The sequence below is a fragment of the Buchnera aphidicola (Rhopalosiphum padi) genome (genome assembly GCF_005080845.1).
GTDB classification, from domain to species: domain Bacteria; phylum Pseudomonadota; class Gammaproteobacteria; order Enterobacterales; family Enterobacteriaceae; genus Buchnera; species Buchnera aphidicola_AO.
In genome coordinates, this window is sequence record NZ_CP034858.1 from 41,113 (window position 1) to 66,888 (window position 25,776).

Sequence of the window (25,776 nt, forward strand, 5' to 3'; positions counted from 1 at the left end):
TCGTTGGAGTGAAACTTTTGAAGGTGGTAAATCTATAATTTTTATTTTAGATTATTTTAAATTTTATTCATTTTCTAATTCAATGTTAATGCCTAATGAACGAATTTCTTTTAGTAATACATTAAATGATTCTGGCATTCCTGGTTCCATTTGATGATTACCATCTACAATATTTTTATACATTTTAGTTCTTCCGTTAACGTCGTCAGATTTTACAGTTAGCATTTCTTGTAACGTATAAGAAGCACCATATGCTTCTAATGCCCAAACTTCCATTTCACCAAAACGTTGTCCACCGAATTGAGCTTTTCCTCCCAATGGCTGTTGAGTAACTAAACTATAAGAACCAGTAGAACGCGCGTGCATTTTATCATCTACTAAGTGATTTAGTTTTAGCATGTACATGTAACCAACAGTGACGGGTCTTTCAAATTTTTCTCCAGTTCTTCCGTCAAAAAGCGCGATTTGACCAGAAGTAGGTAAATTAGAAAACTTTAACATTTGTTTAATTTCATTTTCTTGCGCTCCATCAAATACCGGAGTTGAAATAGGCATTCCTTTTTTTAAATTTTTTGCCAAATCTAATATTTCTTCGTTTGAAAAATCATCTAAATTAACTTTTTGTCTTAGATTGTCTCCTAAATCAAAAGCTTTTTGAATAAATTTTCTTAAATTAGCAACTTTTTCTTGTTGTTTGAGCATATTATTGATTTTATCACCAATACCCTTTGCTGCCATGCCTAAATGTGTTTCTAATATTTGTCCAATATTCATACGAGATGGAACTCCTAAAGGGTTTAAAACAATATCTACTGGCATGCCGTTTTCGTCATACGGCATATCTTCAACAGGATTAATTTTTGAAATTACCCCTTTGTTTCCATGTCGTCCTGCCATTTTATCACCAGGTTGTATTTGGCGCTTTACAGCCAAATATACTTTAACTATTTTTAACACTCCTGGTGCAAGATCATCTCCTTGTGTGATTTTACGGCGTTTTATTTCTATTTTTTTTTCAAATTCTTTTTTTAATTCGTTATGTTGGTGTAAAAGTTTTTCTATTTCTTTTTTTTTGTTTTGATCTTTAATATCTATTTTGAACCATTTTTCGTAAGGTAATTTGTTTAAATAATCTTCTCCAATATTAAAAGCAATAAGAGTTTTTTTAATTCTTGAAAACAAACTTAGTTCAAATATTTTAAATTCTTCTGTCAGATCTTTTTTTGCTTTTTTAAGTTGCATATTTTCGATTTCGAGAGCTCTTTTATCTTTTTTTACACCATCTCTAGTAAAAACCTGTACATCAATTACTGTTCCAGATACTCCATTAGGAACCCTTAATGAAGAATCTTTTACATCTGAAGCTTTTTCACCAAAAATTGCACGCAATAGTTTTTCTTCTGGTGTCAGTTGTGTTTCTCCCTTAGGAGTTACTTTTCCTACTAATATATCCCCTCCAGTAACTTCAGCTCCGATATAAACTATTCCTGATTCATCTAATTTAGATAGTGCTGCTTCTCCTACATTTGGTATATCGGAACTAATTTCTTCTGGTCCTAATTTAGTGTCTCTAGATATACAGGATAATTCTTGGATATGAATTGTTGTAAATCGATCTTCTTGTACAACTTTTTCTGAGACTAATATAGAATCTTCAAAATTATATCCATTCCATGGCATAAAAGCGACTCTCATATTTTGTCCTAATGCTAATTCACCTAAATCAGTTGACGGTCCATCTGCTAAAACATCACCTTTATTAATTTTTTCTCTTAATTTCACACATGGTTTTTGATTGATACAAGTATTTTGATTAGAGCGAGTATATTTAGTTAAGTTGTAAATATCTATTCCAGCTTCTCCTATGTATGTTTCTTTTTCATTTACTTTGATAATTATACGAGAAGCATCTACATACTGAATAGTACCTCCTCTTTTTGCTACTACTGTCACCCCTGAATCAACAGCCACTGCTCTTTCCATTCCAGTTCCTACTAAAGGCTTATCAGTTTTTAGAGTAGGAACGGCTTGACGTTGCATATTTGCACCCATCAATGCTCTATTTGCATCATCATGTTCAAGAAAGGGAATTAAAGAGGCTCCGACAGATACAATTTGTTGAGTAGAAACATCCATATAGTCAACTTGATTAGAATTAAATAAACTAGATTCACCTTTATGTCTACAGGTGACTAAATCATCAATAAAATAACTATTTTTATCTATATTAGTATTAGCTTGTGCAATAATATAATTTCCTTCTTCTATTGCAGACAAATAGTGAATTTCATTAGTAATTAAACGATTTTGCACTTTCCGATAAGGTGTTTCTAAAAATCCATATGAGTTTGTTCGAGCATATACTGATAAAGAATTTATTAATCCAATGTTTGGTCCTTCTGGTGTTTCTATAGGACATACTCGTCCGTAATGAGTGGGATGAACGTCTCTAACTTCAAATCCTGCTCTTTCTCTAGTTAAACCACCAAGTCCTAATGCTGAAATTCTTCTTTTATGTGTAATTTCTGATAATGGATTATTTTGATCCATAAATTGAGATAATTGGCTAGAACCAAAAAATTCTTTAACAGCAGCAGATATTGGTTTTGCATTAATCATATCTTGTGGCATTAGAGTATCTAAATCACCTACAGATAATCGTTCTTTAACTGCTCTTTCTACTCTTACTAACCCAATTCTAAATTGATTCTCTGCCATTTCCCCTACTGATCTAATTCGTCTGTTCCCTAAGTGATCGATATCGTCTACTTCTCCTTTTCCATTTCTAATATCAATTAATTTTTTTATTACATCTATAATATCTTCTTTATTTAAGGTACCTTCCCCTTCAATTTCTCTACGTAGTAGAGAACGATTAAATTTCATTCGACCTACTGAAGAAAGATCGTATCTATCTTCCGAAAAAAATAAATTTTCAAATAAATTTTCTGTTGCTTCTTTGGTCAGAGGTTCTCCAGGTCTCATAACTCGATAAATTTCCATTAATGCACTCATTCGATCGTTAGAAGAATCAATACGTAATGTTTCAGAAATATAGGGACCATGATCTAAATCGTTAGTGAAAAGTGTTTCAATAGAAAAAAAATGAGATTTTTTTAATTTTGTTAATGTCTCTAGAGATAATTCTGTATTAGCTGAAATAATTATTTCACCTGTTTTAGGATCTGAATAATTTTTAGATACTATTCTTCCTAAAATATATTCTACTGGCACAGTAATAGAACTTATTTTATTTTTTTTTAATTCTTGAATATGTCTTGCGGTAATACGACGACCTTTTTTTACGTATATTTTTCCATTTTTTTTAATATCAAAAGATGCTGTTTCACCACGAAGTCTTTCAGAAACTAGTTCTAGTTGAATTTTATTATTATTTATATTAAAAATATTTTTTTCAAAAAATAAATTTAATATTTCTTCTGTATTATAGTTAAGTGCTCGTAGAATAATAGTTACTGGTAGTTTTCTTCGTCTATCAATTCTTACGAATAAATTATCTTTTGGATCAAATTCAAAATCCAACCAAGATCCTCGATAAGGAATAATACGTGCGTTATATAAAACTTTTCCTGAAGAGTGTGTTTTTCCCTTATCGCTATCAAAAAATACTCCAGGACTGCGATGTAATTGAGATACAACGACTCTTTCTGTACCATTGATTATAAAAGTTCCATTATTAGTCATTAATGGTATTTCACCCATATATACTTCTTGTTCTTTAATATCTTTAACAGTCGGTTCTAGAACATCACGTTCATAGATAACAAGACGTAATCTTACTCTTAAAGGTGCTGAATAAGTAGCACCTCGTATCTGACATTCTTTAACATCAAATATTGCATCACCTAAACGATAATTCACATATTGAAGTTCAGAATTTCCATTATAACCACATATAGGAAATACAGAACGGAAAGCCGCTTCTAATCCATGCTGACCTTCTGGATCTATTTTTATAAATTTTTTAAAGGAGTCGAGTTGAATCGAAAGAAGATATGGTATATCCAAAACTTGCGGACGTTTTCCAAAATCTTTACGAATGCGTTTTTTTTCGGTATAAGAGTAAACCATGGGGTTCCTAAGCTCGCTGACAGATAAATTAAGACTAAAATTGTCTTTCTGTCTGAAGGAGAGACAGTTTTTATTTTTAATAGATTATTTTTACAATTTTTTTTGTTTTTTAAAATTAAAAATTTTACTTAAAATTATCAAAACACTATTCATATCAAAACGGCTGGTGAATTAAAAACACCAGCCATATATGAAGGTTAACTAAAAAAATATATAATATATTTATTTAATTTCGATTTCAGCTCCAGCATCTTCTAAAATTTTTTTAAGAGATTCTGCGTCATTTTTACTCATGTTTTCTTTTAATGCTGTTGGTGCAGATTCTACTAAATCTTTAGCTTCTTTTAATCCTAAACCAGTTGCACTACGGACACTTTTTATTACTGACACCTTATTGGGACCAATAGCTTTTAGAAAAACATCAAATTCCGTTTTTTCTTCGACGGTGCTTTTTTCATTATTGTTGTTAGCATTTATAGACATGTTTGCAGAGACTCCAAATTTTTTTTCCATCGCGGAAATAAGCTCTACAACGTTCATAACAGACATTTCTGACACGGCTTCTAAAATTTGTTCTTTAGTAATAGACATAGCAATCATTCCCAATGACAAATAGAATTATTTTTGATGTTTAATAATACATCAAAAATAATAATCTTTTTTAAGAGGTTTCTTTTTTCTCTTTTATAGCAGATAATGTATAGATAAGTTTACCAGCAATTGATATTTTTAGTACTAGTAAAAGTTTTCTTATTGCTTCTTCATAAGTAGGCATATCTGCAAGTTGATTAATTTCTAATTCAGATAATAATTTACCTTCAAAAACAGCTCCTGTAATTTTAAATTGTTTATTTTTTTTTTCAAATTCTTTAAATAATCTTGCACCGCTTCCTGGATGTTTTGTAGAATAAGCAATAAAAGTAGAACCTTTTAATTTTTTTTTTAAACATTCAAAAGCAGTATTTTCAATAGCTAAAGATAAAAGAGTATTTCGAACAATACTCATTTCAACGCCAACTTCACGGCCAGATTTTCGAAGTTGATTGATTTTATTGACAGATATACCTTGAGAATTAGCGATTATTGCTGATAGTGCTAAATTAGAAATTTGATTTATTTTGGAAACGATTGTTTTTTTTTTACTAAGATTTAAAGCCATTTATCGTATTCTCCTATAATTTGATGGAGAGAAAAGATTTTTAGTTATTAAACTTTTTGTTAATTATTATTAAATAATAATAAAATTTTTAGTATTATCGTATAATACGATTTTAAAAATTTATTAAATAATAATATTGAAATTTAGATGTTTTAAAATGCTCAATTAAAATTAATTGTGGAATTTTTAAAAAATGGGGCTATTATTATAGATAAATTTTTTTCTATCGTAAAGTAAAAAAGATTTAATTAAATAGATAAACTAGATTGATCAAGAATTAATCCTATACCCATAGTGTTTGATAAAACTATTTTTTTTATGTATATTCCCTTTGATTGAGGTGGTTTTGCTTTTTTTATAGATTCTAAAAAAATATTAAAATTTTCTTTTATTTTGTTTTTTTCAAAGTTTATTCGTCCAATAGTAGCATGAATAATTCCATTTTTATCATTTCGGTAACAAACTTGTCCTGTTTTAGCATTTTTAATGGCTTCTTCAATATTTGTTGTTACAGTACCTAATTTTGGATTAGGCATTAAACCTCGAGGCCCTAATATATGTCCTAATTGAGTAACAATTTTCATAGCATCTGGAGAGGCAATAGCTGTATGGAATTTAATACCTTCTTTTTTTATTTTTTCAGCTAAATCTTCCATTCCTACAAATTCTGCACCTGCTTTTTTTGCTATTTTAATATTATCGCCTTGAGTGAACACAGCCACTTTAACGCAACGTCCTATTCCATGTGGTAATATTGTTGAACCCCGAATGTTTTGATCTGATTTTTTTGGATTAATTCCTAAATTAATAGCAACGTCAATACTTTCAGTAAAATTTACATTTGATGATTTTTTTAGTAATTGTATCAATTCATCAATACAATATAGTTTTTCAAAGTTTATATCATTTTTAATTTTCTTCATGCGTTTATTAATTTTCTTCATTTTAGTCCTCAATAATTAAACCCATAGATTTAGCTGTTCCTTCAATAGATCGCATCATACTTTGAATATTTGAACCAGTCATATCATTTTTTTTTGTTTTTGCTATTTCTTTAATTTGTAATTTTGTTATTTTTCCTGTTTTTTCTATTTTTGGTTTGCTGGAACCTGATTTTATTCCAGCTGCTTTTTTTAACAAAACAGAAGCTGGAGGTGTTTTTGTAACAAACGTAAATGAACGATCAGAATATACAGTGATAATTACTGGTATCGGTAAACCTTTTTCTATATTTTCTGTTTTTGTATTAAATAATTTACAAAATTCCATAATATTTACTCCTTTTTGTCCTAATGCAGGTCCTATTGGTGGACTAGGATTAGCCATTCCTGCAGCAATTTGAAGTTTTATATAAGATTGTATTTTTTTTGCCATTTTTAAATTTCTCTTTAAAATAAAAAATATTAATTTTTTTCAACTTGTCTAAAATCTAACTCTACAGGAGTTGCTCTACCAAAAATAGAAACAGATACTTTTAATCTGCTTTTTTCATAATCTACTTCTTCTACAACGCCATTAAAATCTGCAAATGGACCATCATTAACACGAATCATTTCCCCTGGTTCAAATAAAGTTTTTGGTCTTGGTTTATCTCCAATTTGACGTAATCTATTAACAATAATTTCCACTTCCTTATCACTAATTGGTGATGGTTTATCTGATTTTCCTCCTATAAATCCTAATACTCTAGGAACATTTCTTATCAAATGCCAAGTGGAATCTGTCATAATCATGTGAATTAAAACATATCCTGGAAAAAATTTGTATTCGCTTTTTCTACGTTGTCCACCTCGGATTTCAATTACTTCTTCTGAAGGAATCATAACTTCTCCGAAGAAATCATCCATTTTATTTAATTTAACATGCTCTTTTATTGATTGTGCCACTCTACCTTCAAAACCAGAAAAAGCTTGTAATACATACCATTTTTTTTTTAAATTCTGGTGCATTTTTTTAAAACCTTAAACTAATAATAAATGCTATTAAACGAAATATAATACTATCCAGGCCCCATAGAAACAGAGATATGACTATTGTTACAGAAATAATAATAAATGTGGTATATAAAGTTTCTTTGTATTGAGGCCAAATTATTTTTTTCATTTCATTTTTTGATGCATTAATATATAAAAAAATATCTTTTACTCTTTTTGTATATATTGCTATGCCAATTGCAAAACCAACTAATAAAGTAATTATAGATGTACGAGTAAAAAATCCTATTTTATCAAAAAAAATATGGATAAAAAACGATGTAATAAGAATTAAAATTATAAAAAACCACTTTATTTTTTCTAAATTTTTGGTTTTTTTTTGATTAGGAATGCGAATTTTCATAGTTTCTCTTAAAAATTATAAAAATAAAATAATATAGAAAAAATATGTTAACTTTTTTTAGATTTTTAATATGTTTTAAAAAATATTTATTTTATTTGTATCATATAGATAGTATTTAGTATGTATTATTTTATATTTTACATATTATTATATATTTAATTTTATTATTATATATTTAATTTAAAAAAAAACTATCAGCTATCTAGTAATAGAGATTTTTTAGTATAAGTGAATTTAGAAATATAGAAAATCTTAAAATATTATAGGTGAGATTTTTTTTGGTTTAATGATTTAAAAATAATCATTTTTTTTGAAAATTTTTAAAAAAATGAATAAAATTTACTAGATGATATTATATTTTTGAAAAAAATAAAAAATTCTATGCTGATACCCAGATTTGAACTGGGGACCTCACCCTTACCAAGGGTGTGCTCTACCTACTGAGCCATATCAGCAAGTTTTATAATACTTTTTTTTAATACTTTTTTAAGCGGGCAGCGGGAATTGAACCCGCATCATCAGCTTGGAAGGCTGAGGTAATAGCCATTATACGATGTCCGCATTTTTTTTGGTGGGAGAAGGATTCGAACCTTCGAAGTCTTAGACGGCAGATTTACAGTCTGCTCCCTTTGGCCGCTCGGGAATCCCACCTTGTTTAAATTTAATTATGCCGGCTACCGGAATCGAACTGGTGACCTACTGATTACAAGTCAGTTGCTCTACCTGCTGAGCTAAGCCGGCTTTTTGTTATTTTATTGAAGTAAAATATTTAAATAAATTTTACTTTTTATATTATATAATTTTTCATTTTTATTGCAAGTTTTTTTAAAAAATAATTTTCTAAGTAAATATTTTATAATAATTTTATTTTTCCTGAAGAATTAATAAAATCTACTTCAGGTTCTAGGTATATCTCGAATTTTTTTAAAATACATTTTTGTATTGTTTTCGCTAATTTCAAAATTTCTTTTGAATTTGCGTTTTTTAGATTAATTAATATAAGTTTTTGTTTTTTATAAATTGCTGCATTGCCAATTTGAATGTTTTTAAAATTATATTTTTCAATTAACCAAGCAGCAGAAATTTTTATGAAACCGTTGTATTGAATATAATGTGGTACATTAATGTATGAAGATAAAATTTTTTCTGCTTTTTTAAATGTAATAATAGGATTTTTAAAAAAACTTCCTGCATTGCCTAATTTTTTAGGATTAGGTAATTTTTTTTTTCTTATTTGACATACTATATTAAATATTTTATAAGCACTTATTTTCAATAATTTTTTACTTTTTAAAAGTGATGGGAAAATAATAGGTTTCCAATTTTTCTGTATTTTTATACCGACTGCAATAATTGCGTATCCATAATTATATTTCTTTTTAAAAATACTACTTCGATAAGAAAAATTACATAAGTTTTTTTTAAATCTAATTATTTTACCATTGTCTAGAGAAATAATATCTACGTATTCACATATATTTTTTAATTCTAAACCATAAGCACCAATATTTTGAATAGCTGCCGATCCTACTGAACCAGGAACTAAAGCTAAATTTTCTAATCCGAAGAGACCCATTCGTAATGTATATTTAACTAAATCATGCCATTTTTCTCCTGAAAAAACGTGTAATAACCAAATATTTTGTCTTTCTTGGATTTTTATTCCTTTTATTCGGTTAACAATAACTATTCCTTCATAGTTTTCTAAAAAAAGTACATTGCTACCTTCACCTAAAATTATATAAGGAAGATTAGATAATTTACATATTTTCCATATGTTAATTAATGATTGAATTGTCTTAACAAAAACAATTTTTTTTGCTGTAACATCTATTGAAAATGTGTTTAAATCTTTTAAAGATCGAGAAAGTTTTTTTTTTTATACATAAAATTTTAAATACTAACGTAGTTGTTTTTTTAATTTTTAAATAAAGTTTAATTTTTTAAAATCTAAAAAAGTTAATATAAATTTGATGTATAATATATCAAAAACATTCAGTTTTACATATCAAATTTTAATGGAACTTTCAATAATGAATTTTTTAAACCAATATCATCGAGATATAATTAAGAAAAAATTAGAAAATTTAAATGATACCATTCAATGTTCTTTTGAATTTTTTCCTCCTAAAAGTTTAGATGCAGAAAAAAAGTTATTCTCTTCAGTTTTAAAATTAAGTCAATTGAAACCAATTTTTTTTTCTGTCACTTATGGGGCGAATAGTGGAGAACGAGAAAAAACTTATAATATTGTAAAAACAATACATGAACAAACCGGTATTACGACAGCTCCTCATCTTACTTGTGTCGACGCTACGTTAAGTGAACTAAAAGAAATAGCAAAATTTTATTGGAAAAATGGTATCAGAAGTATAGTTGCTCTAAGGGGAGATGCACTAAAAAAATCATATCAACATAAAATATATGCTTTAGATTTAGTTTTATTGTTAAAGAAAATTGCTGATTTTGATATTTCTGTCGCTGCTTATCCAGAAATACATCCAGAAGCAAAAAACGCTCAATCTGATATTTTAAATTTAAAAAAGAAAGTTGATGCTGGTGCAAATAGAGCTATTACTCAGTTCTTTTTTAATATTGAAAGCTATTTACGTTTTCGCGATAATTGTATAAAAAATAATATAAATATTGAAATTATACCTGGTATATTACCAATTTATAATTTTGCACAACTCAAAAAATTTTCTAGTATGACTAATGTAAGTATTCCTAAATGGATGTTTGAAATGTTTAACGGATTAGATAAAGATTTAGTGACTCAGAAAATTATAGGTGCAAACATAGTTATAGATATGGTAAAAAATTTATCTTATGAAGGAGTGAAGAATTTTCATTTTTATACTTTAAATCAAGCAGACGTAATATATTCTATATGTCATATGTTTGGTTTTCAAAACTAAAAAAATCATTTTTTTAATAACAGAATTTTATTATTAATTTTTTTATAATTTTTTTAGTAGGTTCGATAAAAGAACAGTCTAAATATTCATCTGCATGATGTGCTTGTTCAATAGAGCCTGGTCCTAATATTAAAGTTGGTGCAATTTTTTTAAGAAAAGGTGCTTCAGTACAATAATTAGCTGTTATTGGAATTAAGTTACACGAACTTTCTATTTTTTTGACGATTTTGCTTTCTTTAGGAAATTCATATGGAGGTACAGAAAAAAAAAGGTTTTTTAAAAAAATACGATTCGGCCATTTTTTAAAAGTTACTTGTAACATTTCTTGAACTAAAATTTCAATTTGTGTTAAAGTCAATCCCGGTATAGGTCGTATTTCAAATTTTAAATTACATAATGCACAAATTCGATTAATTGCATTACCTCCATTTATAGAAGAAAAATTCATAGTAGGATACGCAATAGAAAATTCTTTATGACAATATTTTTTTCTTAAATATGTTTTTAATTGAAGTAGTTTTTTTATAATGAAATGCATGATTTCAATACTGTTAACACCATTAGAAGGATTGCTAGAATGACCAGTATTACCAATAACATTAATAGAATAAGAGATATGTCCCTTATGTGCTTTTACTAACTGTAAAGATGTCGGTTCTCCAATTATAACGCAATCTGGTTTTATACTGGTAGATTTAATAAAATATCTAGCTCCTGACATATCAGTTTCTTCGTTTGCAGTTGCAAGAATGTAAATTGGTTTTTTAATTTTTTTTATATTTATCGAGCATAAAACATCAAGTATAAAAGCAAAAAAACCTTTCATATCTACTGTGCCTAATCCATATAATTTGTTTTTTTGCTTAGTTAGTTTAAAAGGATCTTTTGTCCATGAATGTTCATCAAAGTCAACAGTATCTGTATGTCCAGAAAGTAAAAGACCTCCTGTTCCATTACCAATGGAGGCTAACATATTAAATTTATTTGTATTCGGAATGTTTTGTATTTTTATTGAAAATTTTAATTCAGAAAAATAATTAGATAATAGATCAATTAAAATTTTATTACTTTGATCAAGTGTTTTTTTTTGACTACTAATAGTAGGTATTTTAATTAATGATTCATATATTTCAATAAAAGAAGGTATTTTTCTTATCATTTAAGTGATTTTTTTTAGGTAATTTATTAATATTTTTTATAATTATAATTTATTTTAATTATTTATAAAACAAAAAATATCAATAAAATTTAGTAATTAATAAAATGTATTTTTTTAAAAATTTAATGAATTCATTTTTTTTTGATACTTTTTTATTTTTAAGGTTTATTCATTTATGTTGAATGTGTTAATTGTTGGTGCTAGTGGATATGCTGGTGCAGAATTAGTTAATTATATTAACCGTCATATGTTTGCTAAAATTAAAAAAATTTTTGTTTCAGAAAATAGTTCAAGTATAGGTAAGTTGTTTTCAGAATTGCATCAACAATTTACAAATATTATAGATTTACCATTTGAAGCAATTAACCGTTCTACTTTAATTGATAAAGATATTGATGCTGTTTTTTTAGCTACAGATCATTATGTTAGTCATTCTCTCGTGCCTTTTTTTTTATCTCTTAATTGTGTTGTTTTTGATTTATCTGGTGCTTATAGAGTTAAAAATATTGATACTTATATAAAGTATTATAAATTTTCTCATAAACATGAAGATATTTTAAAAAAATCTGTCTATGGATTAGCTGAATGGAATCAGAAAGAAATCAAGAAAGCTCAATTAATTGCTGTACCAGGTTGTTATGCAACGTGTATACAATTAGCTTTAAAACCTCTTGTAAAATCAAATTTTTTAGATAAAAAATTTATTCCTATTATTAATGCTGTAAGTGGTGTCAGCGGAGCCGGTAGAAAAGCTAATATTACTAATAGTTTTTGTGAAGTTAGTTTGCATCCATATAATATTTTCACTCATCGTCATACTCCTGAAATTATAGAGCATTTGGGAATTCCAGTAATTTTTATTCCAAATTTAGGTTCTTTCTCACGTGGAATTATTGCTACTATTACATGTCAGTTAAAATCTAATTTTAGATTACAGGATATTTATAATTTATATAATTCAGTTTATAAAGAAAAACCATTGATTAGAATATATCAAAAAAACTTTCCTAGTATTAAAGCTGTGGTAAAGTTACCTTTTTGTGATATTGGATTTATAGTTAAAGATAAATATATTGTTATTATAGCTGCTGAAGACAATTTATTGAAAGGTGCAGCTGCACAAGCTGTACAATGTTTTAATATTCGTTTTGGATTTTCCGAAATTGAATCAATTATTTAAATGAGGTGTTTTTTGATGATGAATCCCTTAGTTATTAAATTAGGTGGAGTTCTTTTAGAAAGTGATGATGCAATGATGCGTTTATTTAAAGCACTTGTTGATTATCAAATATCTAACAAACGACATATTTTAATAATTCATGGAGGAGGAAGATTAATAGACGATTTAATGAATAAATTATCATTGCCTGTTGAGAAAAAAAATGGCTTACGAATCACTGAATCTGAACATATTAATATTATTACAGGTGCGTTGGCGGGAACCGCTAATAAAATTCTACTTTCGTGGGCATTAAAATATAAAATAAATGCTGTTGGTTTATGTTTAGCAGATGGAAAAAGTGTAAATGTAGAAAAATTAGATCAGAATTTAGGGCATGTAGGAAAAGCTAAACCAGGTTCTCCTCTTTTTTTGACAAAATTATGCGAACAAGGTATTTTGCCAATTATTAGTTCTATAGGTATTACAGATGATGGTTTGCTAATGAATGTTAATGCAGATTTAGCTGCTATGGCTTTGGCTACTACCTTAGAGGCAAATTTAATTTTATTATCTGATATCAGTTCAATATTAGATGGAAAAGGTCAAAGAATTCCAGAAATAAATTCTTCTCAGGCTAAAAGATTAATCTCTCAGGGTATTATTACTAATGGTATGATTGTTAAGGTTAATGCTGCTTTAGAAGCTGCTCATGTTTTACAACGTCCTATAGATATTGCTAGTTGGCAAAATACAGATGAACTTAAATTGTTATTTGATGGCATAAACATTGGTACTCGAGTTGTAGTATAGTCTAATTATAATAGGTTTTAAAAAACATTATGAATAATCTTAAAAAAGTTGTTTTAGCGTATTCAGGTGGTTTGGATACTTCAGCAATTATTCCCTGGTTAAAAGAAAATTATCACGTTGATGTTGTGGCTTTTGTGGCAGATATAGGTCAATCAAAAGAAGATTTAAACGGTATTGAAAAAAAAGCACTGCAATCTGGTGCTATTGATTGCCACGTTTTTGATTTAAAAGAAGAATTTATAAAGGATTATGTATATCCAGTCTTAAAAACAGGTGCTTTATATGAAGGGAATTATTTATTAGGTACAGCAATGGCTAGACCCATTATTGCGAAAAAGCAAGTAGAATTTGCTTCAAATATTGGAGCAAAATTTTTGTGTCATGGCGCTACTGGCAAGGGCAATGATCAAGTTCGCTTTGAGATCGCTTATGCCGCATTAGCACCTCATATGAAAGTAATTGCTCCTTGGCGTGAGTGGAATCTTAATTCAAGAGAATCATTATTAGAATATTTACGTAAAAGAAACATTTCAACATCAGCAACTTTAGAAAAAATTTATAGTAAAGATGAAAATTCTTGGCATATTTCTACAGAAGGAGGTTTGCTTGAAGATCTTTGGAATAGACCAAATCCAGATTGTTGGAATTGGACGGTAGAATTAGAAAATGCTCCAGAAAAACCAGAATATATTTCACTGATAGTAAAAAAAGGTTCTGTTATATCTGTTAACAATGAACATTTAACTCCTTTAAAATGCATACAAAAATTGAATAAAATTGGTTCTAAACATGCTATAGGAAGAATAGATATTGTTGAAAATAGACTTATTGGCATTAAGTCTAGAGGTTGTTATGAAACTCCAGGTGGTACTATTATGACTACAGCACTTAGAGCAATTGAACAGTTGGTTTTTGATCGAGAGAGTTTTAAATGGAGAGAAAAAATTGGTTTAGAAATGTCTTCAGTTGTTTATGATGGACGTTGGTTTACTCCAATTCGTGAATCATTGCAAGCTGCTGCAGATTCTTTATCTTCTGAAGTAAATGGTGAAGTGGTATTAAAATTGTATAAAGGAAGTGTGATTCCCGTACAAAAAAAATCTTCAAATTCTTTGTATTCTGAAGAATATGCAACTTTTGGTGCAGATGAAGTTTATAAACACTCTGATGCCGAAGGTTTTATTCGTCTTTTTTCTCTTTCTTCTAGAATACGTGCTCAAAACAAGATAAAATAAAATATATAAATGTTTTGTACTTTTAAATCATTTTTTATAGAGAAAATATATGTCGCTTTGGGGTGGAAGATTCCTTGATGAATCTAACGAAATATTTAAAAAATTTAATGCCTCTTTACCTTTTGATTATGTTTTAGCTAAAGAGGATATATTTGCATCTATTGCTTGGTCTAAATCTCTTTTGGAAGTTGGTGTTCTTACTCAAGAAGAGCAAAAAAAAATAGAGTCTGCGTTAATTTTTTTAAAAGAAGAAATTCATAATAATCCAAAAAAAATTCTTGAGAGTGACTATGAAGACATTCATAGTTGGATAGAAGCTAATCTTATCAAAAAAATAGGTGAACTAGGTAAAAAATTGCATACTGGTCGTAGTAGAAATGATCAAATTACAACTGATTTAAAATTATGGTGCAAAAGAAAAATTTTTGTTTTATTAGATAGTATTATTAATTTACAAAAAAATTTTATTTTTGTTGCTGAATTAAATTATGATATTATAATGCCAGGCTATACTCATTTACAACGTGCTCAACCAATTACTTTTTCTTATTGGTGTTTAGCTTATATACAAATGTTAAAACGTGATGCTAGTCGTTTAAAAGATATTTTAAAGAGATTAGATGTTAGTCCATTAGGTTCTGGGGCTTTATCTGGAACAGCATGGAATATTAATAGAAAAAAACTTGCTATATTAATGGGTTTTAATTCAGAGACTAACAATGCACTTGATAGTGTTTCTGATAGAGATTATGTTATAGAATTGTTATCTGCCTCTTCAATTAGTATGACTCATTTATCTCGATTTTCTGAAGATTTAATTTTTTTTAACTCTAGTGAAGCTAATTTTATTGAATTATCTGATTCTATTACATCTGGCTCGTCCTTAATGCCTCAAAAAAAAAATCCAGATGCATTAGAACTTATACGTTCTAAATGTGGTCGTGTTCATGGTGCTCTAGTTTCTATCTTGGTGATTTTAAAATCTCTTCCTTTGTCCTACAATAAAGATCTTCAGGAAGATAAAGAAGGTCTTTTTGATTCGCTTAAAACTTGGCATGATTCTTTATCAATGGCTAGTTTAGTTCTAAAAAATATAAAACTAAATCGTTCTTCATGTCGTCAAGCGGCAGAAAAAGGTTATTCTAATGCGACAGAAATTGCGGATTATTTAGTAAAAAAAGGTATGACTTTTCGTGAAGCACATAATATATCTGGTCAATTAGTACTGCGTGCTATTAATGAAAAAAAATCCTTAAATGATTTAGATTTATCTATATTTCAAAAGTACAGCACTCTTATTACTGATGATATATATGAAAATATTACATTAGAAGCATGTCTTGAAAAGCGATCTTCTAAAGGTGGAGTGGCGCCAAATGAGATACGTAAACAGATTATAAAAGAAAAAGAAAGATTAAATATTTTATAAAAAACTAATTTTTAATTAAAAAATTTTTTTATTTTTGAATTTTATAACGCATTTTAATTTTTTTTAAATTCTAAAATTAAAGTTTATTTTTATAAAAGAATGTTTTTTTGAACCATAAAATATAGGATTTTTATTGTATGAAAGATATATTATTTTTTATTTCTAATAATTTAGTACTTAGTTTTATATGGTTTTTTTTTCTTATTTCAATAGTTTTTTTAAGTACTAAAAATATGTATTTAAAATCTAAAATTATTAATAACTTTCATGCAATAAAACTGATAAATGAAAACAATGCTATTGTAATTGATACACGGTCTGTCGAATTGTATAATTCAGGTCATATTGTAAATGCTATTAATATTCCTTTCAAAAATGTTTTTTCAAAAACAATAAAAGATTTAGATTTATCTAAATCTATTCCTATTATTCTTATTATAGATTCATTCGATGATTATAATAAATATATTAAAAAATTCATTAAATATGGATTAGATGAAATTTATTTTTTAAAGAATGGAATGGATTCTTGGAACATAGAAAACTTACCTACTACTATTAACAAAAAAAATAATTTTCTAAAATAGACTGTTAAAATTAAGATTTAAAATCCAATTTTTTTAATATTTAAAATATAAATTTTACTAATTTTAATGGATAATATATGTCAGAAAAACAATTGAAAAAGAAATCTTTTGAAATTCAGCGAATTTATATAAAAGATGCTTCTTTTGAAGCTCCGAATACTCCAAATATTTTTCATAAAAAATGGAATCCCACAATAAAATTTAATTTAAATACAGTTTCTAAAAAATTAAAACAAAATATTTTTGAGACCACTTTACAAGTAAGAGTAATAGTAAAAAGTGAGAAAAACTTAGTTTTTTTATGTGATGTCCATCAAGTAGGTATTTTTTTTATTGCTTATTTAAATGAAAAAGAATTAAAACATTGTCTGGGATCTTATTGTCCAAATATTTTGTTTCCTTATGCCAGAACATGTATATCTAGTTTAGTATCTTATGGTAGTTTTCCGCAATTGAATCTTGCACCTATTAATTTTGATGATATTTTTTATAAAAATTTAGAATTCGAAAAAAATAATTTTAATCAAAAAGATAATTTTTAATTTTCATTAGTTTTATAAATTAAACTAATTTATTTTAGATGCTGTTGTAAGGAGGAAATTATGTGTTCTTTAGAAGTGTTAGAACTATGGAATATCATAAAACATGAAGCTCAAAATGTATTAAAAAAAGAGCCAGTTTTATCAAAGTTTTATCAAGAAAGTATATTAAATCATAAAAAAATAAGTGGTTCTTTAAGTTATATATTATCTAATAAATTATCAACATCGATGATATCCGAAAAAAAATTATATAATATTTTTAATGATATATATTTAAACAACGTATTCATAATTAATTCTGTAGTTAAAGATATAAAAGCAGTATTACAACGTGATCCAGTCGTAAAAAATTATTTAACCCCTCTTTTATATTTAAAAGGCTTCCAGGCTTTAGAAGCATATAGATTAAGTAATTATCTTTGGAATATGAAAAAATATGAGTTATCTACATACTTGCAAAGTAGAATATCTACTGTTTTTTCAGTAGACATTCATCCTGGTGCTTTCATTGGTTCTGGTATCATGTTTGATCATGCAACTGGTATTGTTATTGGAGAAGGTGTAATTATAGAGAATGATGTTTCAATTTTTCATTCAGTAACTTTAGGTGGAACAGGTAAAAACAGCGGTAAAAATAGACATCCTACAATTAGAAAAAAAGTTACCATAGGTGCTGGAGCAAAAATATTGGGTAATATTGAAGTTGGTAAAGGAGTCAAAGTAGGAGCTGGATCTGTAGTTTTAAAAAACATCCCCCCATTTGTTACTGTTGCCGGTGTTCCCGCTAAAATTATAAAAAAAAATCAAACTAGTGAAAAAAATTTTTTTCAAGAGGAAAAAAATAATTTAATGCGTAATTTAGAATTTTTTCAATATGGAGAAGGTATCTAATTTATATATATTTTTTTGAAATTAAAACTCCTGTTTCTTTCTTAAGAATATAATTTATATATTACTATTTTTTGGTACAGAAGTTTTATTTTCGATAATATTACATATATCTCTTTTATACTAATCGTCCAAAAAACTACGCAGTACTTCTGATCTACTTGGATGACGAAGTTTTCTTAATGCTTTTGCTTCTATTTGTCTTATTCTTTCTCGAGTGACATCAAATTGTTTTCCAACTTCTTCTAAAGTATGATCAGTATTCATATCAATTCCAAAACGCATACGAAGTACCTTTGCTTCACGAGCTGTAAGACCTGATAAAACATCATGTGTTGCTGATCTTAAGCTTTCAGATGTAGCTGAATCAAGTGGCAATTCTAATGTAGTATCTTCTATAAAATCACCTAAATGTGAATCATCATCATCACCAATAGGTGTTTCCATAGATATTGGTTCTTTAGCTATTTTTAAAACTTTTCTAATTTTATCTTCAGGAATTAACATTTTTTCAGAAAGTTCTTCTGGAGTTGGTTCTCGTCCTATTTCTTGAAGCATTTGTCTAGAAATTCGGTTAAGTTTATTAATAGTTTCTATCATATGTACAGGGATTCGAATAGTTCGTGCTTGATCAGCGATAGAACGAGTAATGGCTTGTCTGATCCACCAAGTTGCATAAGTTGAAAATTTATAGCCTCGACGATATTCAAATTTATCTACTGCTTTCATAAGTCCAATATTACCTTCTTGAATTAAGTCTAAAAATTGTAGTCCTCTATTAGTATATTTTTTTGCAATAGAAATAACTAATCTTAAATTAGCTTCTACCATTTCTTTTTTTGCTCTTTTGGCTTTGGCTTCTCCAATAGACATTCTTTTGTTAATATCTTTAACTTGCTCGATTGTTAAACCTGTTTCTTTTTCTATTTGACTTAGTTTTTTTATGCTAGAAAAAACTTTTTCTTTAACTCCTTCTAACTTTTCAGACCACGGTTGATTTGAATTTTGTTCTTTTTTAAACCAGTTTTCATCAGTTTCTTTTCCTGAAAAAATTTTTAAAAAAATTTTTTTAGGAATTTTACATTCTTCAATACATAATTTCATAATCATTCTTTCTTGTATTCTTACTCTATTCATCATATTCCGCATATTATTAACTAAATGATCAAATTGTTTTGGAACTAATCTAAATTGTTTAAAAATTTCTGAAAGATTATAAATTTCTAACAATGAATCTTTGTGATTTCTATTTTTATTTTTAATTGTATTGCTTGTATTAGTATATTGCTTTCTTAATTCTTTAAATTTTTCATTAGCTAGCTCTGGATCAATGCTGTTTTCATCTTCGTTGTCATCTTCGTTGTCATCTTCGTTGTCATTTTCGTTGTCATCTTCGTTGTCATTTTCGTTGTCATCTTCGTTATTATCATTTTCATGAGTCATATCATCTAAAATTTCAGAACCAATATGTATTGTCGCTGTAGGATGAGAAAATATTTCTTCTGCATTTGGATCTACAAAGCCTGTTATTATATCAGATAATCGTATTTGACCAGTTTTAATTCGATCATATTGTTCTAGAAGATAAGTAATAGCTTCTGGATATTCTGATACAGAAGATTGTACTTGATTAATTCCTTCTTCAATTCTTTTAGCTATATCAATTTCGCCTTCTCTTGTGAGTAATTCAACAGTGCCCATTTCTCGCATGTACATACGAACAGGATCAGTAGTTCTTCCTAATTCTGATTCAACACTTGATAAAACTTGCGTAGCAGCTTCAACTGCATCTTCGTCTGTATCTGTATTTATTTCATTTAAAATCAAATCGTCTGCATCAGGTGCTTCTTCGACAACTTGAATTCCCATATCATTAATCATCTGAATAATGTCATCGATTTGTTCAGAATCAATAATTTCTTCTGGTAGATGATCATTAACTTCGGCATAGGTTAAATACCCTTGCTCCTTACCATGTGTAACAAGCAGCTTAAGTTGTGACTGTGGGTTTTGCTCCATAGGAAAATATCCAAATTTTATTGATATAATGAATATTAATTGACTGTTTTAGTCAATAATGAATAATAATTGATGTTTTTAATGTAAATTAAAATAATTTTTTTTTGATAATTTTTTATTAATAGACCAAATCTCTTTTTTTTCGTCTATTGTTAGTCCCTTAACTCTTTCTTTTGCAATTAATTTTTCTTGTCTTTTTTCTAGAATTTTGCTGTATGTGTTTTTTAATAAATCTAAAAACATATTTCGAGTTTTTTCTTTAATTATCATATGATCCCATTTAGATAAAATTTTTAAAATATTAATTATTTTACTATTTCTGTAAAACTCTAATAATTGACCTGTGTTAAAATTTGGATTATTAGAACATGTTTTTAAAATTTCTAAAAAAATAGGAAGTCCTTTTATTTTTTCATTTTCAAATTTTTTTGTTGAAGGTACCAATTTTGATAAATTAGGATTTTGAATAAGTAAACTTATAAGTGTTCGCATAGGAGTATGTTTAATTTGAAATTGTAAATTTTTATTTTTTCTTTCTTTTTCATATAAAAATTTTTCAAATTGATGATCATCTAAAATTCCTATTATCCTAGCTAATATTTGTCGTAAATAAATTCTTATTGTATCACTAGATATACAGTTTATTAAAGGTAAAGCACGTACGCTCAAATGAAACTTATCATCATTAGATGATAAATCGACGTTTTTTAAAATATTTTTAAAAAAAAATTTTGACATTGTAAGAGCATTGTCAATGCGTAATTGAAATTTTTTTTTACCTTCTTTTTTTATAATTGTATCTGGATCTTCATTTTTAGGTAACATTATAAATTTTATACTTTTTTCATCAGATATATATGGTAATGCAATTTTTAAAGTTCTCCAAGAAGCATTTCTACCTGCATCATCACCATCGTAACAGTATATAACTGTATTAGTATGACGAAAAAGCATCTGTATATGTTCTTTTGTTATAGATGTACCTAATGATGAAACTACATATTCAATATTATATTGTGTTAACATAATAACATCTATATATCCTTCTACAACTAATAGATGTTTTGGTTTGGAGTGTTTTTTTTTCACTTGATATAATCCATAGATTTGTTTTCCTTTATGAAAAATATCAGTTTCATGTGAATTAAGATATTTTGGTAAAATGTTATTTGTTATTGAACGTCCTCCAAAACTTGTAATTCTTCCATGTTGATCATGTATAGGAAAAATTATACGTCCCTGAAAGGGATCATACACATATCCATTTTTATTAGTAGAAATTATTTTGTAATATAATAAATCTTTTTCAAAATCTTTTTTTATATTGAATTTTTTAGAAAATAAATTCCATTTGTTACTTGAAAATCCAATACAAAAAAAATCAATCATATTTTTGTTGATTCCTCTTTCAATTAAGTATTTTTGTGCTGAATCAGTAAAAATAACGTTTTTTTGATATAATTTAGATATTTCATCCATTAATAAATATAATTTTTGTTTTTTTAGATAATAGTTTTTTTCAATTATACTTTTTTTATCAAATGGAATTTCAATACTATGAATCGTAGCGAGTTCTTCAATACTTTCTACAAAATTTAAATTATCGTAGTTAATTAAAAAATCAATTGCGTTTCCATGTGCATTACATCCAAAACAATAATAAAATTGTTTTTCATAGCTTACAGTAAAAGATGGGGTTTTATCATTATGGAAAGGACAATGAGTTTGATAATTTTTACCATTTTTTTTTAATTTTATTCGTGTTTCTATAAGTTCAACAATATTAGTACGAAATAATAGTTCGTTAATAAAATATTTAGGTATTGTTCCAGACATATATTTTTTATATGGTAGAATAAAATTCCGTTCTTAAAAAAGAACGGCTTTTTATTTTTTAAGAAATATGTTAATACATACGAATACGTCTTGCATTTTCTCTTGTCAGCTTTTTTGCGAGACGTTTGACAGCAGAAGCTTTAGCACGTTTTCGTTCAGTAGTGGGTTTTTCGTAAAATTCTCTTCTTCGAATTTCAGCTAAAATACCAGCTTTTTCACAAGATCTTTTAAAACGGCGAAGTGCTACATCAAAAGGTTCATTTTCACGTACTTTTATTATTGGCATTCAAATTTTACCTCTATTATTTATACTTGATAAGTATAAAAAATTAACAATTAATATTTTTTTAAATTATAGAATAGATCCTATATCAATTAAGATTATTTTGTAAAGTAGCATTATCTTTTATTTATTTTGATTTTTAACTTTTTTTAGAAAACTTATTAAGTAAGTTCTTTATCAATTTAAGAATATTAATTTTAGCAATATTAATTATTTTATTTTAAATTAATTTTATAGGTGTATGAAGAATGAAAGTTTTAGGTATTGAAACATCTTGCGATGATACTGGTATAGCTATTTATGATGTTTCTAAAGGTTTATTAATTAATGAATTGCATAGTCAGAAAAAAATACATGCTAATTACGGTGGTATTATTCCAGAATTAGCATCGCGTGAACATACAAGGAAAATAATTTTTTTGTTAGATAAAATTTTTAAAAAAAAAAATATTATGAAGGAAATTGATCTTATTGCATATACTGCGGGACCTGGTTTAGTTGGTTCTTTATTAGTCGGCGCTACATTTGCATGTTCTTTAGGTTTTTCTTTAAATATTCCTGTTTTACCTGTTAATCATATGGAAGCGCATTTATTATCACCAATGTTAGAGTATAAGTCAATTGAATTTCCATTTATTGCATTATTAGTTTCTGGAAAGCATACACAAATAATTGCTGCTTATAAATTAGGAAAATATGAAATATTAGGAAATTCTTTAGATGATGCTGCAGGTGAGGCTTTTGACAAAACATCAAAAATGCTTGGATTAAAATATCCAAATGGACGTGAATTATCTAATTTAGCAGCTAAGGGAATAAAAAATTACTTTTATTTTCCTCGACCTATGATACATCATTCAAGTTTAAATTTTAGTTTTTCAGGTTTAAAAACTTTTACTTCTAAAGTTATCAACAATAATATTTTAAATATTCAACAAAAAGCTAATATCGCAAGAGCTTTTGAAGATGCAGTAATCGATGTATTATTAATTAAAACTAAAAAAGCATTATATAAGAAAGGATGGAAACGTCTAGTGATAGCTGGTGGTGTCAGTGCAAATTCTTTATTACGAAAAAAATCAAAAGATATGATGAAAAAATTTTTTAATGGAAAAGTTTTTTATCCTCAATTAAAATTCTGTACAGATAATGGTGCAATGATTGCTTATCTTGGATCATTGCGTTATAAAGAAGCAAGCATAATTTCTCCATTAGAAATACTTGTTAAACCAAAATGGCCTATAGATAATTTATCTCATACTTAATAAGTATTAGTTTTATATGTAACAATAATTTTTTTGCTACAAATTTTTATTTTTTATTTTTAATATAGAGAATCAAGTCTTTAATAGTTAATATTTTCATTTTTTTAGATTTTGAAAATTTTATGATTTCAGGTGTTCGAGACATAGATCCATCTTTGTTGGTTAATTCGCAAATTACTCCATATGGTTTAAAACCGGAAAGTGACATTATTTCAACAGCTGCCTCTGTGTGTCCTGCTCTTGCTAATATTCCGCCGCTATTTGCTCTAAGAGGAAATACATGTCCTGGTCTGTTTAAATCACTAGGCTTGGCATCATCTGCTGTAGCTGTTTTTATAGTAGTCAATCGATCTTTTGCTGATACACCAGTAGAAACACCTTTTGAAGCTTCTATTGTTACTGTAAATCCAGTACGATAAGTACTGGTATTATTTCTAACCATCATAGGTAAATTCAGTTTTTTACGTTTAGATTCTGTTATACATAAACATACAATGCCACTACCATATCTAATTGTTAGAGCCATTTGCTCGACTGTCATCTTTTCGGATGAAAAAACAAGATCTCCTTCATTTTCACGTTTTTCATCATCTAATATGATAACACCTTCACCTGATTGTAAAGAAGATATCGCTTTTTCAACACGTTCTATAGGGTTTCCAAATTCAGAAAGCAGTTTTTGGTTCATTTTGAAAACCTTCTTATATTTATTAAATAAAAAATCAGGAATGATTAAAAATTAAATATTTTCATTATATATTGAATAAAATTTAAGAGCAATGTAGAAATATATAGTTTTTCACTATATTTATGTATCTTTTTTATACCTAAGTATTACTAATAATATTTAGATATAAATTTTTTTTAAAATAATTTTATTTTTTTATAAAAAACGCAAAAAAATTTTACTAATTTTAAAATATAATACTAGATATTTAAAACTGTATTTAATTGATTAATTGTTAGTGTTTCAGTGCCTATTTTTTGTACTACTATACTAGCTCCAATATTTGCGTAAAAACAGGCTTCTTCTAATGAATATCCTGTGGCTAAAGAAGAAGCTATTATTGAAATTACAGTATCTCCTGCACCTGTTACGTCTGATGCTATTTTAGATATAGCTGGAAAATGTATAGGTTGTTTTTCAGGTTGAAACAGAGTCATACCATTTTTTGCACGAGTAACTAATAATGCTGACAAATTTAATTCAGATACTAATTTTATTCCTCTTTGTAATATTTGTTTTTCTTCATAACATTTTCCTACTATTTGTTCAAATTCAGAAAGATTTGGTGTTAATAAAGTAGCACCAGAATATTTTTTAAAATCTAATCCTTTTGGATCTATAAGTATAGGAACAGACATTTTTTTTGCTAAATTAATAATTTTTTTTACATTAACTAATGTACCTTTTGCATAATCTGAAAGTACTAAAACTTTATAGTATGTTAATGAATTAATAATTTTTTCATATAATAAATTAAATTTCTTTGAAATATATTTTTCTTGAAAATCTAATCTAATTAACTGTTTATTTTCTGATAAAATTCTGATTTTTGTGATTGTTTTGTTTTTTTTTATACTAATTAAATCAGGATAAATTCTGATATGATTAAGTAGTTTTTTTAATGTTAAACCTTCATAATCCGTACCAATAAAACCAATTATTTTAGAGTTACCACCAATTTCTGCGATATTTTTAGCAACGTTTGCAGCACCACCTGGTTGTTTTTTTATTTTATTAATTGGAGCAATTGGTAGTGATTCTTCTGATAATACATAGTAATTTTTACTATACCAATAGCAATCTAATATAAGATCTCCAACGACAAGAACAAGTGCATTTTTAAAATTAATTAATTTTTTTTTCATGATAATCTCTTTAAATTATATAAAATTATTAATTTCTATTTTTAAATTGAAATAATTCAGTAAAAATAACTAAGTATTTTTTAGGTTTTTAATCCTAAAAATTAATTAATTTTTTTATATATTATATAAAAAATTATTACAAGATTTTATTTTTATAAAATTGAGATAATTATTTAATATATT

General features: G+C 26.8%; 23 protein-coding genes and 4 tRNA genes. 9 read left to right on the forward strand and 18 right to left on the reverse strand.

The annotated features are described in order from the left end of the window. Positions 1 to 63: 63 nt before the first annotated feature. The 12 genes from rpoB to murB all read right to left on the reverse strand — a co-directional run bounded on the left by rpoB (position 64) and on the right by murB (position 9,422). Positions 64 to 4,092 carry a DNA-directed RNA polymerase subunit beta gene (rpoB, locus tag D9V76_RS00185; RefSeq protein WP_158336841.1) on the reverse strand — a complete coding sequence of 1,343 codons (4,029 nt, stop codon included), beginning with the start codon at positions 4,090 to 4,092 and terminating at the stop codon, positions 64 to 66. 222 nt (positions 4,093 to 4,314) lie between these two features. Further along, positions 4,315 to 4,683 carry a 50S ribosomal protein L7/L12 gene (gene rplL / locus D9V76_RS00190; RefSeq protein WP_158336842.1) on the reverse strand — a complete coding sequence of 123 codons (369 nt, stop codon included), beginning with the start codon at positions 4,681 to 4,683 and terminating at the stop codon, positions 4,315 to 4,317. Positions 4,684 to 4,753: 70 nt separating this feature from the next. Continuing rightward, a complete protein-coding gene (gene rplJ, locus D9V76_RS00195; protein ID WP_158336843.1) occupies positions 4,754 to 5,251 on the reverse strand; it encodes a 50S ribosomal protein L10 in 498 nt (165 codons plus the stop codon). 248 nt (positions 5,252 to 5,499) lie between these two features. After that, positions 5,500 to 6,195 carry a 50S ribosomal protein L1 gene (rplA, locus tag D9V76_RS00200; RefSeq protein WP_158336844.1) on the reverse strand — a complete coding sequence of 232 codons (696 nt, stop codon included), beginning with the start codon at positions 6,193 to 6,195 and terminating at the stop codon, positions 5,500 to 5,502. Position 6,196: 1 nt separating this feature from the next. After that, a complete protein-coding gene (gene rplK, locus D9V76_RS00205; protein WP_158336845.1) occupies positions 6,197 to 6,625 on the reverse strand; it encodes a 50S ribosomal protein L11 in 429 nt (142 codons plus the stop codon). Between the two features lie 29 nt (positions 6,626 to 6,654). Beyond that, positions 6,655 to 7,200: a transcription termination/antitermination protein NusG gene (gene nusG / locus D9V76_RS00210; RefSeq protein WP_158336846.1), complete on the reverse strand. Its 546-nt coding sequence runs from the start codon at positions 7,198 to 7,200 to the stop codon at positions 6,655 to 6,657. A gap of 4 nt (positions 7,201 to 7,204) precedes the next feature. Beyond that, entirely contained in the window at positions 7,205 to 7,588 is a 384-nt protein-coding gene (gene secE, locus D9V76_RS00215; RefSeq protein ID WP_158336847.1) for a preprotein translocase subunit SecE, read from the reverse strand. A gap of 382 nt (positions 7,589 to 7,970) precedes the next feature. Beyond that, positions 7,971 to 8,043: transfer RNA gene (locus D9V76_RS00220), tRNA-Thr, on the reverse strand. A gap of 34 nt (positions 8,044 to 8,077) precedes the next feature. After that, positions 8,078 to 8,149 (reverse strand) — tRNA-Gly (locus D9V76_RS00225). An 8-nt stretch (positions 8,150 to 8,157) separates the two neighbouring features. After that, positions 8,158 to 8,239: transfer RNA gene (locus tag D9V76_RS00230), tRNA-Tyr, on the reverse strand. A 17-nt stretch (positions 8,240 to 8,256) separates the two neighbouring features. After that, a tRNA-Thr gene (locus D9V76_RS00235) sits at positions 8,257 to 8,329 on the reverse strand. A 112-nt stretch (positions 8,330 to 8,441) separates the two neighbouring features. Next, a complete protein-coding gene (murB, locus tag D9V76_RS00240; protein ID WP_158336848.1) occupies positions 8,442 to 9,422 on the reverse strand; it encodes a UDP-N-acetylmuramate dehydrogenase in 981 nt (326 codons plus the stop codon). Positions 9,423 to 9,621: 199 nt separating this feature from the next. Here murB and metF point away from each other — a divergent pair, with 199 nt between their 5' ends. Further along, positions 9,622 to 10,506: a methylenetetrahydrofolate reductase gene (metF, locus tag D9V76_RS00245; protein ID WP_158336849.1), complete on the forward strand. Its 885-nt coding sequence runs from the start codon at positions 9,622 to 9,624 to the stop codon at positions 10,504 to 10,506. Positions 10,507 to 10,519: 13 nt separating this feature from the next. On the opposite strand, the gene argE is transcribed toward metF, so the two are convergent. Continuing rightward, positions 10,520 to 11,665 (reverse strand): acetylornithine deacetylase, encoded by a 1,146-nt coding sequence (gene argE / locus D9V76_RS00250; RefSeq protein ID WP_158336850.1) that lies wholly within the window; start codon positions 11,663 to 11,665, stop codon positions 10,520 to 10,522. 175 nt (positions 11,666 to 11,840) lie between these two features. On the opposite strand from argE, the gene argC reads away from it, so the two are divergent. The 7 genes from argC (at position 11,841) to cysE (ending at position 18,321) form a co-directional block, all read left to right on the forward strand. After that, on the forward strand, positions 11,841 to 12,845 hold the full coding sequence (gene argC / locus D9V76_RS00255; RefSeq protein WP_158336851.1) for an N-acetyl-gamma-glutamyl-phosphate reductase: 1,005 nt from the start codon (positions 11,841 to 11,843) through the stop codon (positions 12,843 to 12,845). 18 nt (positions 12,846 to 12,863) lie between these two features. Further along, on the forward strand, positions 12,864 to 13,637 hold the full coding sequence (gene argB, locus D9V76_RS00260) for an acetylglutamate kinase (protein ID WP_158336852.1): 774 nt from the start codon (positions 12,864 to 12,866) through the stop codon (positions 13,635 to 13,637). Positions 13,638 to 13,666: 29 nt separating this feature from the next. Continuing rightward, positions 13,667 to 14,872 (forward strand): argininosuccinate synthase, encoded by a 1,206-nt coding sequence (locus D9V76_RS00265; RefSeq protein ID WP_158336853.1) that lies wholly within the window; start codon positions 13,667 to 13,669, stop codon positions 14,870 to 14,872. 49 nt (positions 14,873 to 14,921) lie between these two features. After that, on the forward strand, positions 14,922 to 16,301 hold the full coding sequence (gene argH / locus D9V76_RS00270) for an argininosuccinate lyase (protein ID WP_158336854.1): 1,380 nt from the start codon (positions 14,922 to 14,924) through the stop codon (positions 16,299 to 16,301). 137 nt (positions 16,302 to 16,438) lie between these two features. After that, complete coding sequence (locus tag D9V76_RS00275; protein WP_158336855.1) at positions 16,439 to 16,888, forward strand: rhodanese-like domain-containing protein; 450 nt, start codon at positions 16,439 to 16,441, stop codon at positions 16,886 to 16,888. A gap of 77 nt (positions 16,889 to 16,965) precedes the next feature. After that, on the forward strand, positions 16,966 to 17,430 hold the full coding sequence (gene secB, locus D9V76_RS00280) for a protein-export chaperone SecB (RefSeq protein ID WP_158336856.1): 465 nt from the start codon (positions 16,966 to 16,968) through the stop codon (positions 17,428 to 17,430). A 60-nt stretch (positions 17,431 to 17,490) separates the two neighbouring features. Beyond that, entirely contained in the window at positions 17,491 to 18,321 is an 831-nt protein-coding gene (gene cysE / locus D9V76_RS00285) for a serine O-acetyltransferase (RefSeq protein ID WP_158336857.1), read from the forward strand. A 120-nt stretch (positions 18,322 to 18,441) separates the two neighbouring features. Here cysE and rpoD read toward each other — a convergent pair whose 3' ends face one another. The 3 genes from rpoD to rpsU form a co-directional block, all read right to left on the reverse strand. Beyond that, positions 18,442 to 20,337 carry an RNA polymerase sigma factor RpoD gene (gene rpoD / locus D9V76_RS00290; RefSeq protein ID WP_158336858.1) on the reverse strand — a complete coding sequence of 632 codons (1,896 nt, stop codon included), beginning with the start codon at positions 20,335 to 20,337 and terminating at the stop codon, positions 18,442 to 18,444. 78 nt (positions 20,338 to 20,415) lie between these two features. Continuing rightward, entirely contained in the window at positions 20,416 to 22,173 is a 1,758-nt protein-coding gene (gene dnaG / locus D9V76_RS00295) for a DNA primase (RefSeq protein WP_158336859.1), read from the reverse strand. Positions 22,174 to 22,243: 70 nt separating this feature from the next. Next, positions 22,244 to 22,459 carry a 30S ribosomal protein S21 gene (rpsU, locus tag D9V76_RS00300; RefSeq protein WP_009874014.1) on the reverse strand — a complete coding sequence of 72 codons (216 nt, stop codon included), beginning with the start codon at positions 22,457 to 22,459 and terminating at the stop codon, positions 22,244 to 22,246. A gap of 245 nt (positions 22,460 to 22,704) precedes the next feature. Here rpsU and tsaD point away from each other — a divergent pair, with 245 nt between their 5' ends. Continuing rightward, positions 22,705 to 23,721 carry a tRNA (adenosine(37)-N6)-threonylcarbamoyltransferase complex transferase subunit TsaD gene (gene tsaD, locus D9V76_RS00305; protein ID WP_158336860.1) on the forward strand — a complete coding sequence of 339 codons (1,017 nt, stop codon included), beginning with the start codon at positions 22,705 to 22,707 and terminating at the stop codon, positions 23,719 to 23,721. A gap of 46 nt (positions 23,722 to 23,767) precedes the next feature. On the opposite strand, the gene ribB is transcribed toward tsaD, so the two are convergent. Both ribB and rfaE1 read right to left on the reverse strand, forming a co-directional pair. Next, complete coding sequence (gene ribB, locus D9V76_RS00310; protein ID WP_158336861.1) at positions 23,768 to 24,409, reverse strand: 3,4-dihydroxy-2-butanone-4-phosphate synthase; 642 nt, start codon at positions 24,407 to 24,409, stop codon at positions 23,768 to 23,770. Between the two features lie 239 nt (positions 24,410 to 24,648). After that, entirely contained in the window at positions 24,649 to 25,593 is a 945-nt protein-coding gene (rfaE1, locus tag D9V76_RS00315) for a D-glycero-beta-D-manno-heptose-7-phosphate kinase (RefSeq protein WP_158336862.1), read from the reverse strand. Positions 25,594 to 25,776: the final 183 nt, after the last annotated feature.

Coding starts and splice junctions, on each gene's coding strand:
- rplJ (WP_158336843.1), bottom strand. CDS start 5,251: ATGGCTTTAAATCTTAGTAAAAAAAAAACAATCGTTTCCAAAATAAAT.
- rplL (WP_158336842.1), bottom strand. CDS start 4,683: ATGTCTATTACTAAAGAACAAATTTTAGAAGCCGTGTCAGAAATGTCT.
- rpsU (WP_009874014.1), bottom strand. CDS start 22,459: ATGCCAATAATAAAAGTACGTGAAAATGAACCTTTTGATGTAGCACTT.
- argE (WP_158336850.1), bottom strand. CDS start 11,665: ATGATAAGAAAAATACCTTCTTTTATTGAAATATATGAATCATTAATT.
- rfaE1 (WP_158336862.1), bottom strand. CDS start 25,593: ATGAAAAAAAAATTAATTAATTTTAAAAATGCACTTGTTCTTGTCGTT.
- D9V76_RS00275 (WP_158336855.1), top strand. CDS start 16,439: ATGAAAGATATATTATTTTTTATTTCTAATAATTTAGTACTTAGTTTT.
- argH (WP_158336854.1), top strand. CDS start 14,922: ATGTCGCTTTGGGGTGGAAGATTCCTTGATGAATCTAACGAAATATTT.
- ribB (WP_158336861.1), bottom strand. CDS start 24,409: ATGAACCAAAAACTGCTTTCTGAATTTGGAAACCCTATAGAACGTGTT.
- tsaD (WP_158336860.1), top strand. CDS start 22,705: ATGAAAGTTTTAGGTATTGAAACATCTTGCGATGATACTGGTATAGCT.
- secE (WP_158336847.1), bottom strand. CDS start 7,588: ATGAAAATTCGCATTCCTAATCAAAAAAAAACCAAAAATTTAGAAAAA.
- rpoD (WP_158336858.1), bottom strand. CDS start 20,337: ATGGAGCAAAACCCACAGTCACAACTTAAGCTGCTTGTTACACATGGT.
- metF (WP_158336849.1), top strand. CDS start 9,622: ATGAATTTTTTAAACCAATATCATCGAGATATAATTAAGAAAAAATTA.
- cysE (WP_158336857.1), top strand. CDS start 17,491: ATGTGTTCTTTAGAAGTGTTAGAACTATGGAATATCATAAAACATGAA.
- argB (WP_158336852.1), top strand. CDS start 12,864: ATGAATCCCTTAGTTATTAAATTAGGTGGAGTTCTTTTAGAAAGTGAT.
- rplK (WP_158336845.1), bottom strand. CDS start 6,625: ATGGCAAAAAAAATACAATCTTATATAAAACTTCAAATTGCTGCAGGA.
- dnaG (WP_158336859.1), bottom strand. CDS start 22,173: ATGTCTGGAACAATACCTAAATATTTTATTAACGAACTATTATTTCGT.
- nusG (WP_158336846.1), bottom strand. CDS start 7,200: ATGCACCAGAATTTAAAAAAAAAATGGTATGTATTACAAGCTTTTTCT.
- argC (WP_158336851.1), top strand. CDS start 11,841: ATGTTGAATGTGTTAATTGTTGGTGCTAGTGGATATGCTGGTGCAGAA.
- secB (WP_158336856.1), top strand. CDS start 16,966: ATGTCAGAAAAACAATTGAAAAAGAAATCTTTTGAAATTCAGCGAATT.
- rpoB (WP_158336841.1), bottom strand. CDS start 4,092: ATGGTTTACTCTTATACCGAAAAAAAACGCATTCGTAAAGATTTTGGA.
- D9V76_RS00265 (WP_158336853.1), top strand. CDS start 13,667: ATGAATAATCTTAAAAAAGTTGTTTTAGCGTATTCAGGTGGTTTGGAT.
- rplA (WP_158336844.1), bottom strand. CDS start 6,195: ATGAAGAAAATTAATAAACGCATGAAGAAAATTAAAAATGATATAAAC.